6 protein-coding genes are annotated in these 14,187 nt (G+C 73.3%); 3 read left to right on the forward strand and 3 right to left on the reverse strand.

Annotation, left to right across the window (positions count from 1 at the left end; genetic code table 11):
• Window positions 1-83: 83 nt before the first annotated feature.
• The 3 genes from ACFWVP_RS14800 to ACFWVP_RS14810 form a co-directional block, all read right to left on the reverse strand.
• Window positions 84-1,586 (reverse strand): alpha/beta hydrolase, encoded by a 1,503-nt coding sequence (locus ACFWVP_RS14800; protein ID WP_384496690.1) that lies wholly within the window; start codon window positions 1,584-1,586, stop codon window positions 84-86.
• Between the two features lie 136 nt (window positions 1,587-1,722).
• Window positions 1,723-3,321, reverse strand: coding sequence for an alpha/beta hydrolase (locus ACFWVP_RS14805; RefSeq protein ID WP_384496691.1), 1,599 nt, complete (start codon window positions 3,319-3,321; stop codon window positions 1,723-1,725).
• 80 nt (window positions 3,322-3,401) lie between these two features.
• Complete coding sequence (locus ACFWVP_RS14810; protein WP_384496692.1) at window positions 3,402-6,131, reverse strand: YbhN family protein; 2,730 nt, start codon at window positions 6,129-6,131, stop codon at window positions 3,402-3,404.
• A 221-nt stretch (window positions 6,132-6,352) separates the two neighbouring features.
• Here ACFWVP_RS14810 and ACFWVP_RS14815 point away from each other — a divergent pair, with 221 nt between their 5' ends.
• From ACFWVP_RS14815 to ACFWVP_RS14825, 3 genes are all read left to right on the forward strand, one after another.
• The gene (locus ACFWVP_RS14815; protein WP_384496694.1) at window positions 6,353-6,766 is read left to right on the forward strand and encodes an MGMT family protein; all 414 of its coding nucleotides are present in this window, start codon (window positions 6,353-6,355) and stop codon (window positions 6,764-6,766) included.
• A 294-nt stretch (window positions 6,767-7,060) separates the two neighbouring features.
• Window positions 7,061-10,519: an ATP-dependent helicase gene (locus ACFWVP_RS14820; RefSeq protein WP_384496695.1), complete on the forward strand. Its 3,459-nt coding sequence runs from the start codon at window positions 7,061-7,063 to the stop codon at window positions 10,517-10,519.
• 146 nt (window positions 10,520-10,665) lie between these two features.
• A complete protein-coding gene (locus tag ACFWVP_RS14825; RefSeq protein WP_384496696.1) occupies window positions 10,666-14,187 on the forward strand; it encodes a UvrD-helicase domain-containing protein in 3,522 nt (1,173 codons plus the stop codon).

A 14,187-nucleotide genomic window follows, 5' to 3' on the forward strand; every position in this document is an offset into this window, starting at 1 on the left:
ACGCCACCAGCACGGGAAGGGGCCGGCTCCGCAGGGAGCCGGCCCCTTCCCGCGTTCGCGCGCCTTCCGCGTGCGGCGGACCGTCAGGAGCAGGTCCGCCCGTCCGCCGGGACCTTCCCGTCCAGGAGGTAGGCGTCCACGAGTGACGTCACGCAATCGCTGCCGCCGTACGAGCCGTGCCCCTCGCCCTCGTTGGTCAGCATCACACCGACACCCTCGCCCAGCTCGTCGGCCATCTTCCGCGCCCCCTCGTACGGTGTCGCCGGGTCACCGGTCGTGCCGACGACGAGTACCGGAGCGGCCCCCGGGGCGCTCGCCTCCGGGGTGTCGTGCTCCCCGTCGACCGGCCAGTCGGCACACCAGCCGGCCGTGTCCCACGCCAGGAACGGGCCGAAGACCGGCGACAGTTCCCGGAATTCGGGGAGCAGCGCCCGGGCCTCGGCCGCCGTCGGCCTCGCCTTGGTGTCGGCACAGGAGATCGCACGCTGGGAGTGGCTTTGGGTGTCGTAGTGCCCGCTCTCGTCACGGCCGTTGTACGAGTCGGCCAGCTGGAGCAGTCCGTCGCCCGTACCGCTGTTCCCGGCCTCGTCGAGTGCCTTCGTCAGCTGTGGCCAACTGCTCTCGGAGTAGAGGGGCGTCACGATGCCGGTGAGGGCGAGGGTCTCGTTGAGCCGCCGGCCGGAGGAGGTCGGCAGCGGGGCCCGGTCGATCTCCCGCAGCAGGTCCGTGATCCGCCGCGTACCCGCCCCGGGGTCCTGACCGCGGTCCTTCAGGTAGTTCTCCAGCGCCCGCTGGAAGCCCCTCGCCTGGTTGCGCGCATGGCCCACCGTGTCGGCGGTCGGATCGACGACGGCGTCCAGCACGACCCGTCCCACCTTCTCCGGGAAGAGATGGGCGTACGTCCCGCCGAGCTCCGTACCGTACGAGACGCCGAAGTACGACAGCTTCCGGTCGCCGAGCGCTTCGCGGATCGCGTCCATGTCCCGGGCGGCGTTCGTCGTGCCGACGTGCGGGAGCACCGTGCCGGACAGGCGCTCGCAGCCGGCGCCGAAGTCCGCGCCGTCCTCGACGAACGCGGCCTCCTCCGCCGGTGTGTCCGGGGTCATGTCGATCGCCCGGGAGGCCCGCTCCTGCTCCTCGTCGCTGCGGCAGCGCACCCCGCTGCTGCCCGCGACACCGCGCGGGTCGAAACTCACCAGGTCATAGCGCGTGTTGAGGTCCCCGTACGAACCGGCGGCGCGCGGCAGGATGTCGACGCCCGAACCACCGGGCCCGCCGAAGTTGAAGAGGAGCGACCCGATCCGCTCGCTCCCGCGCGTCGCCTGTTTGCGGATCAGCGCGATGCCGATCGTGTCACCGTCCGGCTTCGCGTGGTCCAACGGCACCTCGACGGTGGTGCACCGCCAGTCCGCGCCGGGCTCCCTGCCACCCTCCGGGGCCTCGCAGCGCTTCCAGTCCAGCTGCCCGGCACCGGACGAGCCGGACCGCGGCGGGGCAAGGCTGTCGCACCCGGCGAGAACCCCCGTCACCAGCAGGGCCGCTCCGGTCAGGACCGCGACCCGGCTCGCCCGTCCGTGTACGCGCATGTGCGTTCCCTCCCCGATGCCCGATGGCCGGTACCGCCTGGGCGGTGGGACGGGTACCGGGCGCTACCGACGTCCGGTCATGCTAATCGCCGCTACCGACAGCGACGGTCCACTGGTGACGGCCGGGTGCGGGGGCTCACTCGCAGACCGTGCCCGAGGCCGGTACCTCACCCTCCAGCAGATAGCCGTCCACGGCCTTCTGCACGCAGGCACTGCCCCCGTTGTAGGCGCCGTGGCCCTCGCCCTTGTACGTGAGCTCGATCCCGACCCCCTTGCCCAGCTCCGCGGCCATCGCCCTCGCGCCCGCGTACGGGGTCGCCGGGTCCCCGGTGTTGCCGATGACGAGGATCGGGGCCGAGCCCGGGGCGCTGACGTCCGGGGTCTCCCAGGCGCCGGCGACGGGCCAGCCGGTGCAGGACATCAGCCCCCAGCCCAGGTAGTCGCCGAAGACGGGGGACGCCTTCCGGAAGGCGGGAAGTGCCGCCCTCGTCTGCTCCAGCGTGAACCGCTGCTCGGAGTCGGCGCAGTTGACAGCCACGTTGGCGGCGCTCGAATTGTCGTAGTGGCCGTCCTGGGTGCGGCCGTTCAGCGAGTCGGCGAGGGCCAGCAGCAGCCCGCCGTTGTCACCGTCCGCCTCGTCGAGACCTTGTTCGAGCAGCGGCCAGGTCTCCTTCGAGTACAGGGCGGACGCGATGCCGGTGGTGGCCTGGGTCTGCGTCAGTTCCCGTTCGCCGAGCCCCGGGACCGGGTTCTTCTCCAGCTCGGCCAGGAGATCGGCGATCCACTCCTGGACCTCCTGCGCCGTGGTTCCGGGGAGCTTGCAGTCGTCGCGCTCCGCGCAGTCGGCGGTGAAGTTGTCCAGGGCGAGCTGGAAGCCCTCGGCCTGGCCGAGCGAGGACTGTTCGGAGTCCTCCGTGGGGTCGACGACGGCGTCCAGGACGGCGCGGCCGACGTTCCGGGGGAACAGATGGGCGTAGACACCGCCCAGTTCGGTGCCGTACGAGATCCCGAAGTAGTACAGCTTGTCGTCGCCGAGCACATGGCGCATCAGGTCCATGTCCCGGGCGGCGTTCGTCGTGCCGACGTAGGGCAGTTCGTCCCCGGAGTTCTCCTCGCAGTCCGCGATGTAGGACTTCAGGTCGTCGACGAAGGCCTGCTCCTCCTTCGCGTCGTCCGGGGTGCCGTCGCTCTCGTACCGCGCGTCGAGCGCGTCGTCGTCCGAGCATTCGACTCCCTCGCTGCGGCCGACCCCACGCGGGTCGAAGCTCACCAGGTCGTACCGGGTGCGGAGCGAGTCGTACGCGGTGTTGAAGGACGGCAGCGTGGCGACACCGGAGGCGCCCGGACCGCCGAAGTTGAAGACGAGGGAGCCGATCCGCCGGTCCTGGTTCCTGGCCGCGGCGCGGATGAGCGCCAGCTCGATGGTCCTGCCGTCCGGATCCCCGTAGTCCAGCGGCGCGTCCATGAAGGAGCACTCCCAGGTCGTGCCGCCCGGCAGGGGGGAGGGCGTGGTGCCGCTGCCCTGGGCCTCGCTCGGGGCGGTGCAGGGCTCCCAGTCGAGCTTCTGGTCCGCCAGCTTCCGCGGTGTCGCGGTGGGGGACGCCGTCGACGCGGCGGAGGGTGTGTCCCGGTCCGTACCCCCGCCGTCGTCTCCGTCCGAACAGCCGGCCAGGGGCAGGAGCACGGCGGTGGTGGCGGCGAGGGCAGCGGCGCGCAGGGCGGGGGAGGTCCTCATGACCCCATCGTGCGGCGGGGCGCCGGGGACCGCGCGGGGCGCGGTCCATGCGAGTGGCCCGCGCGCCCGCTCCGTCGGTCCTAGAGCTCTCCCTTGCGCGTCAGCTGGTTGAAACAGATCCAGCCCGGGAGCACCGGCAGCCACAGCGTCATCACGCGGTACAGCAGCACCGCCGGCGCCGCGACTTCGCTCGGCAGGCCGACCGCGATCAGCCCCAGGGTCAGCGCGCCCTCGACCGCGCCCATACCGCCCGGGGTGGGTGCCGCCGACCCGATGGCGTTGCCCGCGAGGAAGACCACCGCGATGCTGGCATAACTGAGCTGCGGCACATCGGGACCGCTGAACGCGCGGATCGACGCGTCCAGGCAGAGGACGAACAGGCCGGTCAGCAGCAGCATGCCGCCGATGCCGGTGACCAGCTTCTGCGGGCGCTGCACGACGTCGAGCATGCGCGGTACGACCCCGGCGAACAGCGACCGCACCCGGGTCACGACGAACTTCCGCAGGAAGGGGATCGCGGTCACCACCAGCACGAGCACCGCGGCGGTGAGCAGCCCCGCGATGACCGTTCTCGACGGGGTGAGCGAGTCCGGTGTCCTCTCCGTACCGGTCAGATAACCGAACAGGGCCAGCAGCAGGATGTGGCAGCCGAGGCCGAACAGCTGGGAGGCGCCGACACTCGCGACGGCGAGCCCCGGGCGCACTCCGGCGCGTTGCAGGAAGCGCGTGTTCAGCGCCACGCCTCCGACCGCGGCCGGCGCGACGATCTTCACGAAGGACCCGGCGACCTGTGCCACCACGGTCTTCCTGAACGGCACCCGCTCGGGCACGAAGCCCAGCAGGCTCATGGCCGCGGCGATGTAGCTCAGGGCCGAGAAGCCCAGTGCCGCCGCCACCCAGCCCCACTCCGCCTGCTCCACGACCGTGCTGAAGTTCGCCTCGGTGACCTGTGAGATCAGGAAGTACGCGGCGATCGAACCTGCGATGAAACTGAACAGGGTGCGTGGTTTGATGCGTTCGAGCCGCACCGGTTCGACCGGCGCCTGCGGCCGGATCAGCAGTACCTCCCGGCGGATCTGGGCGAGCAGATCCTCTTCGCGCGCCTCGTCCAGGGCATCGTCGATCGCCCGCTTCTCGGCCTGCTTCTCCGTGCGCAGCGACTTGCGTGCCGTCTTGCGGTCGTCGCCGGCCGCCCCGTGCTCCCCCGCCTTCGCCTGCTTGGTGGCCTGCGACGCCTCCAGCACGGCCTCCCGCTCGCGCTGCGAGCGCTCCCGGGCGGTCCGGCGCAGCGTCGCCCGGGTGGAACGGCTGAGCGCGATCGGCTGGAGCAGGGGCAGGGAGTCGGCGACGGCGTCCGGCCCGAGCACCGCGAGGGCGCCCGCGACGGCCCGTTCGGCGCCCACCCGCAGCCCGGTGGTGGTGAGCAGCTGGGCGACGTCCATGCGCAGGATCAGGTCACCGGCGGCGATCTCCCCGCCGCGCAGGTCCGTGACGAACACCGTGCCGGAACGATCCACCAGAATCGCGTCCCCGGTGAGCCTGCGGTGCGCGATCCGCCGCGACTGCAGCGCCCGCACCTGCCGCCAGGCGCCCCGCAGCAGCTCGTCGGTGATCTCCTCGTCCTCCATGGCGTCCAGCGAACGCCCGCCGATGTGCTCGTACACCAGCATCACGGCGTCGGGGCCCAGCTCGGACGTGGCGATGAGCTTGGGCGCGTTGGCCCCGGCGGCGATCGCCGCGTACGCGAGCAGCGCCTCCTGCTCCAGGGCCTGGCGCAGCGACTGGATGGAGCGGCGCTGGGTGATGCTGCGCAGGGTGAGCCTGCGCCACACCCGGTAGAAGAAGCCCTGGGCCTGCTGTTCACGGTCGACGACCGTCACGTCCAGCGGTGGACCGTCCTCCAGGGTGACCAGATAGCTGCGGCCCCGGTCGATCTGGTCGATGTTGTCGGGCGCGTCCTCGGTGCGCATCGCGGCGACCGGACGGAAACCGACGTGGCGCAGACCGGCCATCAGGTGCTGGCCGGTCGGCCGGACGTTCGGCGAGCCGACCGCGTAGAGCGTGCCGTACGCCACCGTCCAGCCGATCAGCACGGTGAGGACGATCGAGAACGGTGTGGTGTACCCGCCGACCAGCATCGCGAAGGCGTCCAGCAGCAGCACCACCCACAGCACGACCCGCCACCGCGGTCTGCGGGCCATCCCGACCGCCGTCATGTAGGCGATGACGGGCGCGAGATAGCCGTGCACGGGGTCGGTGAGCGCGTCACCGGGCTGGGGCTGGGTCAGCGCGTCCCTGATCGTCCCGGAGGCCGACCTGGCGACCCAGAGATCGGTGGCCAGGGTCACCCCGTGGGCCAGTACGGCGGCGAGCACGCCGTCCGCGATGCGCAGCCCGTCACGTTTGACGAGCCGCTCGATCGCGAAGGCGACCGGCACGAGCAGCACGGCGATGCTGGACACCAGCCCGGCGAGCTTGATCAGCAGGTCGGGCGCCTGGTCCGTGCCCTTGGAGATGTCGTCCTCGAGGCCGGTGGTGGTGCCCTGGGCGAAGGCCGCGATGGAGAAGAGCAGGGCGATCGCGAGGACACCGACCAGGAGCCGCAGCAGATCGGAGGGGCGGTGCACCCGGGCGGGCAGCAGCGGCTCGTCGCCCGACACCCGGTCCGTCAGCGCCCCGTCGGCCGATGCCAGGGTCGAGCCCGCGAGGTGCTCCTCCGACTCCTCGGAAGCGCTCCCGGCGCCCGGGGTGTCCGCGCCCGTCGGACGCGGCTCGGCGTCAGAGGCGTCGGCCGCCTTCGGTGGCTGCACGCCCTGCTCCTTCGTCGCCTCTGATTGGTCTTCGTGTTCTCGTATCACCGGTCACCGCCCGCATGATGGTGGCACGGCCTGCAGACAGAGGGGGGCATCAGGGTGCATTGCGCGGGCGCGAGATGGGCAACATACGCTGCTTCACTCCCGCGCGCACGCTGCGTGACCAGGGTGATACCGAACCGGTACGACTGTCGGTGGCGTACGGCAGGATGGGGCGGATGAGCGAGAACCGGAAGAGCGGCGGATCCGCGGACGCCGCACCCGCGGCCCCGGAGACCGCCGAGCTGCCTCCGTACGCCGAGCGGGTCCTGGACGTCGCCGACCTGATCCCGGCCGGCCGCGTGATGACGTACGGCGATGTCGCGGAGTGGCTCGGGGACGGCGGACCGAGACAGGTCGGCCGGGTCATGGCGCTGTACGGCTCCGCGGTGCCGTGGTGGCGCGTGGTGCGGGCCGACGGGGCGCTCCTGCCGGGACACGAGCTGCGGGCGCTGGACCACTACCGCGCGGAGGGCACGCCGTTGCGCGAAGCCCCGCCGGGCGCGGACGGGCACCTGCCGCGCCTCGACATGAAACGCGCCAGGTGGGACGGCGGAGACGGTCCGGACGGGGGCGAGGAAGCTCACACCTGACAGCTTCGGCCATCGGACCCCACCGGGCCGGGCGCCGGGCCGGTACGGGGAACGCCGGGGGTTGTCGGCACGCGCACGTGACGAGCGACGCGGCGCATCCACCGCGTTCCGCCCCGCCGCTGGCGTAGCGTCGTCCACGCGCACCGCGCTCCCCACCCTCGTACCGTTCGTTCCATCGGTTCCGTTCGTCTCCCCGCGCGCCCGTCGTCCCGGCCACCCGCCGTAGCGGCGTGTCCGGCGACCGAGCAGACCCGGCGGCAGACCCTCGCACACCCACCAGGACCGGCGATCCACGTGAGCTCCTCCTCCACCACCCGGAACAGCCCGCACCGTCAGACACGGCGGCGGGCCCCGGGCGCGTACCGGCTGGTGCGTACGCCGCCGGGTTCGGTGGACCCCCCTCTCCTGGACGCACCGCAACGCGCGGTGGTTGATCACCGGGACGGCCCGCTGCTGGTCCTCGCCGGACCGGGCACGGGCAAGACCACGACGCTCGTCGAGGCGGTCGCGGCGCGGGTGGCCGCGGGTACCGATCCCGCCCGCATCCTGGTCCTCACCTTCAGTCGCAAGGCGGCGGTCGAGCTGCGGGACCGGATGGCCTCCCGGATGGGCGGCACCCGTGGCCCGCAGGCCACCACCTTCCACTCGTACTGCTACGCCCTCGTCCGCGCCCACCAGGACGCCGACCTGTTCGCCGACCCGCTGCGCCTGCTCTCCGGACCGGAACAGGACGTCACGGTCCGTGAACTGCTCGCCGGACAGCTCGGCCTGGAAAAGGCGGGGCTCGCCCACGTCCGTTGGCCCGACGAGCTGCGGGCCTGCCTGACCACCCGGGGCTTCGCCGACGAGGTACGTGCCGTGCTGGCCCGCAGCCGCGAACTGGGCCTCGGCCCGGACGCCCTCGCCGCCTTCGCCCGCCGCACCGGCCGGCCGGACTGGAGCGCCGCCGCGCAGTTCCTCGCCGAGTACCTGGACATCCTCGACGCCCAGGGAGTGCTGGACTACGCGGAACTGGTCCACCGGGCGGTCCTGCTCGCCGAACGGCCCGAGGTGGCGTCGCTGCTGGCCCGGAGCTACGACGCCGTGTTCGTCGACGAGTACCAGGACACGGACCCGGCCCAGGTGCGGCTGCTGCACGCGCTGGCCGGCAACCGGGGAAGGGGCCCGGGCACCGGGGGAGGCCGGACCCTGATCGCCTTCGGCGACCCCGACCAGTCGATCTACGCGTTCCGGGGTGCCGACGTGAACGGCATCCTCGACTTCCCCGACACCTTCCGCAGGGCCGACGGCGCGCCCGCCCCGGTCGGTGTCCTCACCACCTCGCGGCGCTCCGGCGCCCGGCTTGTCGCCGCCACCCGGCTGCTCACCCGCCGGATGCCGCTCACGCGCCTGCCCTCGGACAAGGTCCGTGCCCACCGTGAGCTGACCGCCGTGCGGGACGGCGGCCGCGTCGAGGCGTACACCTACCCGACGGCCTCCACCGAGCTGGAGAACATCGCCGACCTGCTGCGGCGCGCGCACCTCGAGGACGGTGTGCCGTGGCGGGACATGGCCGTCCTCGTACGCGCCGGCGGGCGTTCGATCCCCGCCGTGCGCCGGGCGCTCACCTCCGCGGGCGTGCCGTTGGAGGTGGACGGTGACGATCTCCCGCTGCGCCACGAGCCGGCGGTCGCCCCGCTGCTGACCGCGCTGCGCACGGTCGCCACGGCGGCCCTGAACGGTACGGGCGGGTCGGCCGGTGCGGTCGTCGATGCCGGTGCGGTGTCGTCCGACGGCGACTCGGGTGGGGAACCCGGCGTGGATCCCGGCGAGGCCACGGTCGCGGACCCGGACGGGGTCGCGGACCCGGACGGGGGCGCGGGTCCGGATGCGGCCACGAGCTTGTTCGACACCGAGACCGCTCTCACACTCCTCACCTCGCCCCTCGGCTCCATGGACGCCGCCGACCTGCGCCGTCTCGGCCGGGCGCTGCGCGACGAGGAACGGGCCGCCGGCAACCGCGTACCGCCGCCCTCCGGACAACTGCTGGCCCGGGCGCTCGCCGAGCCCGAGCGGCTCGTCACGCACGATCCGGCGTACGCCCGCGGCGCCCAGCGCCTCGGCGCACTCCTGCGCAAGGCCCGTGAACTCCTGGAGGGCGGCGGCACCGCCGAGGAAGCCCTGTGGACCCTGTGGAACGGCACCCCCTGGCCGGGCAGGCTGGAGCGGGCCGCGCTGCGCGGCGGTGCCGGCGGCCGGAACGCCGACCGGGACCTCGACGCCGTCTGCGCCCTCTTCGAGACCGCGGCCCGTGCCGAGGAACGCACCGGGGGACGCGGCGCACTCAACTTCCTGGAAGAGGTCGACGCCCAGGACATCGCGGCCGACACCCTGTCCCGTCGCCATGTGCGCCCCGACGCCGTACGTCTGATGACCGCGCACCGTTCCAAGGGGCTGGAGTGGCGTCTGGTCGTCGTGGCAGGCCTCCAGGAAGGCCTCTGGCCCGACCTGCGCCGCCGCGGCTCGCTCCTGGAGGCGGACCGGATCGGGCGCGACGGACTGGCCGAACCGCTCACCCCGGGAGCGCTCCTGGCCGAGGAGCGGCGCCTCTTCTACGTCGCGGCGACCCGTGCCCGGGAACGTCTCGTCGTCACCGCGGTCAAGGCCCCCGCCGACGACGGCGACCAGCCCTCCCGCTTCCTCACCGAACTCGGGGCCGAGCCCCGCGACGTCACCGGCCGGCCGCGGCGCCCCCTGGCCGTGGCCGCGCTCGTCGCCGAGCTCAGGGCGACGACCGTCGACCCCGGGGCCTCGGCCGCCCTGCGCGACGCCGCCGCCCACCGGCTCGCGCGGCTCGCCGCACTCACCGACGACGAGGACCAGCCGCTCGTGCCCGCGGCCCACCCGTACCGCTGGTGGGGACTCGACGAGCCGACCCGCTCCGAGATCCCGCTGCGCGACCGCGACCACCCCGTCGCGCTCTCCGGGAGCGCGCTCGACCAGCTCGCCAACACCTGCGCCCTCCAGTGGTTCCTCGGCCGTGAGGTGAAGGCCGACGCCCCGGCGACGGCCGCGCAGGGCTTCGGCAACGTCGTCCACGTGCTCGCCGACGAGGTGGCCTCCGGGCGTACCGCCGCCGATCTCGACGTCCTGATGGAGCGCCTGGACTCCGTGTGGAACGGCCTGGTCTTCGACGCCCCCTGGAAGTCCCGGCAGGAGAAGGACCAGGCGCGCGCCGCCCTGGAGCGCTTCCTGCGCTGGCACGTCATGGACCGGTCCGGCCGGACCGCCGCCGCCAGCGAGCACGACTTCGACGTCACCCTCGAGGCGGGTGAGTACGCCGTACGCATCCGGGGCTCCATGGACCGGGTCGAGCAGGACACCGAGGGCCGGGCGTACGTCGTCGACTTCAAGACCGGGAAGGGTGCGCCGACCAAGGACGAGGTGGCCGCGCACCCCCAGCTCGCCGTGTACCAGCTCGCGGTCAGGGAAGGGGCCGTGGACGAGGTCTTCGACGGCCACCGCCCCGAGTCCGGCGGCGCCGAACTCGTACAGCTGCGCCAGCCGGCCCCGAAGAAGGAGGGTGGCGACGCCTTTCCCAAGGTGCAGGCCCAGGAACCCCTGTCGGGGGAGTGGGTCTCGGGCCTGCTGGCGACGGCGGCCGGCAAGGTCCTGGACGAACGGTTCACGCCCACGACCGGCCAGCACTGCGGCCACTGCACATTCCGTGCCTCGTGCAGCGCACAGCCGGAAGGCCGACAGGTCATCGAGTGACGCCCGCCCCGCACGGGGCGGCGGGCGGGGCGCCGGAGTCCGCACGGGCCGGCGGGGCTGCGGGTGACGTCCGGGCCGGCGGGCGGGGCTTCGGGTGACGTCCGGTCAGGGCGGCTCTGTCAGTGTTTCCGGTTAGCCTCTCTGGGGTGTCCCCGCGTATCACCGACCCCGAGCAGCTCAAGGAGCTCCTGGGGATCCCGTTCACCCCGGAGCAGACGGCCTGCATCACCGCGCCGCCCGCCCCGCAGGTGATCGTGGCCGGAGCCGGTTCCGGGAAGACCACCGTGATGGCCGCCCGGGTGGTCTGGCTGGTCGGCACCGGGCAGGTCGCCCCCGAGCAGGTCCTCGGCCTGACGTTCACGAACAAGGCGGCGGGCGAGCTCTCCGAGCGGGTCCGCAGGGCCCTCGTCGCCGCCGGGGTCACCGACCCCGACGTCATCGACCCGGACAACCCGCCGGGCGAACCCAGCATCTCCACGTACCACGCCTTCGCCGGACGGCTGCTCACCGAGCACGGTCTGCGGATCGGTCTCGAACCCACCACACGCCTCCTCGCCGACGCCACCCGCTACCAGCTCGCCGCCCGGGTGCTGCGCGAGGCCCCCGGCCCCTACCCCGCGCTGACCAGGTCCTTCCCCACGCTCGTCAGCGACCTGCTGGCCCTGGACGCCGAGCTCGCAGAGCACCTCGTACGCCCCGAGGAGCTCGCGGAGTACGACACCGAGCTCCTCCACACGCTCGAAACGGCCAGGCTCACCAACGCCGAGCTGCGCAAGATCCCCGAGACGGCCCAGGCCCGCCGTGAACTCCTCGAACTGACCCGGCGCTACCGGGCGGCCAAACGCAGCCGCGACCTCCTCGACTTCGGCGACCAGATCGCCCTCTCGGCCGAGCTGGCGCTCACCCGGCCCGAGGTCGGCGCGATCCTGCGCGACGAATTCCGGGTCGTCCTGCTCGACGAGTACCAGGACACCTCCGTCGCCCAGCGCCTCCTCCTCGCCGGGCTGTTCGGCGGGTCGGGCGAAGGCACGGCCGGTCACGCGGTCACCGCCGTCGGCGACCCGTGCCAGGCGATCTACGGCTGGCGCGGCGCGTCGGTCGCCAACCTCGACGACTTCCCGCACCACTTCCCGCACGCCGACGGCACCCCCGCCACCCGCTACTCCCTCAGCGAGAACCGCCGCAGCGGCGGGCGCCTCCTGCACCTCGCCAACGGCCTCGCCGACCCCCTGCGCGCCATGCACGAGGGGGTCGAGGCCCTGCGCCCCGCACCCGGCGCCGAGCGGGACGGCACGGTCCGGTGCGCCCTGCTGCGCACGCACGCCGAGGAGATCGACTGGCTCGGCGACTCCCTCGCCCACCTCGTGCGGACAGGCACCCCGCCCGGGGAGATCGCCGTCCTGTGCCGGACCGCCGGGGACTTCCCCCGGATCCAGGCCGCCCTCGTCGCCAGGGACGTCCCGGTCGAGGTCGTCGGTCTGTCCGGCCTGCTGCACCTCCCGGAGGTCGCCGACCTCGTCGCGGTCTGCGAAGTGCTCCAGGACCCCGGCGCCAACGCCTCCCTGGTCCGGCTGCTGACCGGCCCGCGCTGGCGGATCGGCCCCCGGGACCTCGCGCTCCTGGGACGGCGGGCCCGTCTCCTCGTCCACCGCTCCTCCCACGGCGACGACGACTTCGACCCGGACCGGCGTCTCGCCGAAGCCGTCGAGGGCATCGACCCCGCCGAGGTGATCTCGCTGGCCGACGCCCTCGACACCTTCCTGGAGTCCGGCGGCACCGAGGACGACCGGCTGCCGTTCTCCGCGGAGGCCCGCGTCCGCTTCGCCCGCCTCGCCACCGAGCTCCGGGACCTGCGCCGTTCGCTGGCCGACCCGCTCATGGACGTGCTGCACCGCGTCCTGGCCACCACCGGCCTCGAAGTGGAGCTCTCCGCGTCACCGCACGCCCTGGCGGCCCGCCGCCGTGAGACCCTCGCCAACTTCCTGGACGTCGCGGCGGGCTTCGCCGCGGTCGACGGAGAAGCGTCCCTGCTCGCCTTCCTCGGCTTCCTGCGTACCGCCGCGCAGTACGAGAAGGGCCTGGACAACGCGCTTCCCGGCGGCGAGGACACCGTCAAGGTCCTGACCGCCCACAAGTCCAAGGGCCTGGAATGGGACGTCGTCGCCGTGCCCGGCCTGGTCACCGGCCAGTTCCCCGGCAGCCGGTCCCGGGAGGCCTGGACCTCGCAGTCCCAGGTGCTGCCGCACGCCCTGCGCGGCGACACGGCCACGCTCCCGGTCGTCGACTCCTGGGACGCCAAGGGCCTCAAGGCCTTCAAGGACGAGATGAAGGCCCACCAGCACACCGAGGAGCTCCGCCTCGGCTATGTGACCTTCACCCGCCCCCGCAGCCTGCTCCTCGGCTCCGGCCACTGGTGGGGCTCGTCCCAGAAGAAGCCCCGCGGCCCGTCCGCCTTCCTGGACGCGCTGTACGAGCACTGTGTGGCCGGACACGGGGAGATCGAGGTCTGGGCGGACGAGCCCGAGGAGGACGAGGAGAACCCGGCGCTCCAGGAGAACGACGCCGACCAGGCCTGGCCGCTCCCCCTGGACGACACCGCCATGGCCCGCCGCCGCGCCGCGAGGGACACGGTGCTGGCCCACCTGGAGGCCCTGGCGGCCACGCCGGTGCCGGACGACGTGCACGACGCGGTGCCCGCGCCCGCGGAGACTCCGTACGGGGCGTTCGGCGAGTCCGACGAGTTCCACGAGCCCGACGAGGCCGAGCCGCCGTACTGGGAGGAGGAGCCCCCGTACGAACAGGAGCCTGCGTACGAGGAGGCCGAGGCGCCCTACGCGGACCCGTTCCCCGACGGGTCGCCCACCCCTCCGGCTACTTCTCCGAGCACCCCGCCGTCCGCCCCGCCGTCCGCCCCGGAACCGCACGCCCCGCACATCCCCGCCGCCCGCGCCCCCGTGGACACCGGCCTCACCCCGGAGGAGTCCCGCGCCCTGGCCTCCTGGGACCGTGACCTCGACGCCCTCGCCGGAGAGCTGCGCCGCGCCCGCGCGACCGTGCGCGACGTCCTCGTACCGGCCACGCTCTCCGCCACCCAGCTGCTGCACCTCGCCGATGACCCCGAAGGATTCGCCCGGGAGCTGGCCCGCCCCATGCCCCGGCCCCCGCAGCCCGCGGCCCGGCGCGGGACCCGGTTCCACGCCTGGGTGGAGTCCCGGTTCGAGGAACTGCCGCTGCCCATGCTCGGCCCCGACGAACTCCCCGGCGGCGAGGACAACGACGCGGAGATCGCCGACGAACGCGACCTCGCCGAACTCAAGGAAGCCTTCGAGCGCACCGCGTACGCCCGGCGCACTCCGTACCGCGTCGAGACGCCCTTCCAGATCACCCTCGCGGGCCGGGTGATCAGGGGCCGGATCGACGCGGTGTACCGCACGGGCGACACCTACGAGATCGTCGACTGGAAGACCAGCCGGCACCGCACGGCCGACCCGCTCCAGCTCGCCGTCTACCGTCTGGCCTGGGCGGAACTGAACGAGCTGCCACTGGAGGCGGTCACCGCCACCTTCCTCTACGTACGCACCGGGGAGACCGCCCGGCCCACCGCCCTGCCCGGCCGGCCGGAGCTCGAAAAGCTCCTGCTGGACGAGCCGGCTCCGCGGGGCCGATAG

The sequence above is a fragment of the Streptomyces sp. NPDC058637 genome (assembly GCF_042717325.1).
Classification (GTDB): domain Bacteria; phylum Actinomycetota; class Actinomycetes; order Streptomycetales; family Streptomycetaceae; genus Streptomyces.

Excerpts from the sequence above, each read along its gene's own strand:
- ACFWVP_RS14815 (WP_384496694.1), top strand. The coding sequence starts at position 6,353 with ATGAGCGAGAACCGGAAGAGCGGCGGATCCGCGGACGCCGCACCCGCG.
- ACFWVP_RS14805 (WP_384496691.1), bottom strand. The coding sequence starts at position 3,321 with ATGAGGACCTCCCCCGCCCTGCGCGCCGCTGCCCTCGCCGCCACCACC.
- ACFWVP_RS14800 (WP_384496690.1), bottom strand. The coding sequence starts at position 1,586 with ATGCGCGTACACGGACGGGCGAGCCGGGTCGCGGTCCTGACCGGAGCG.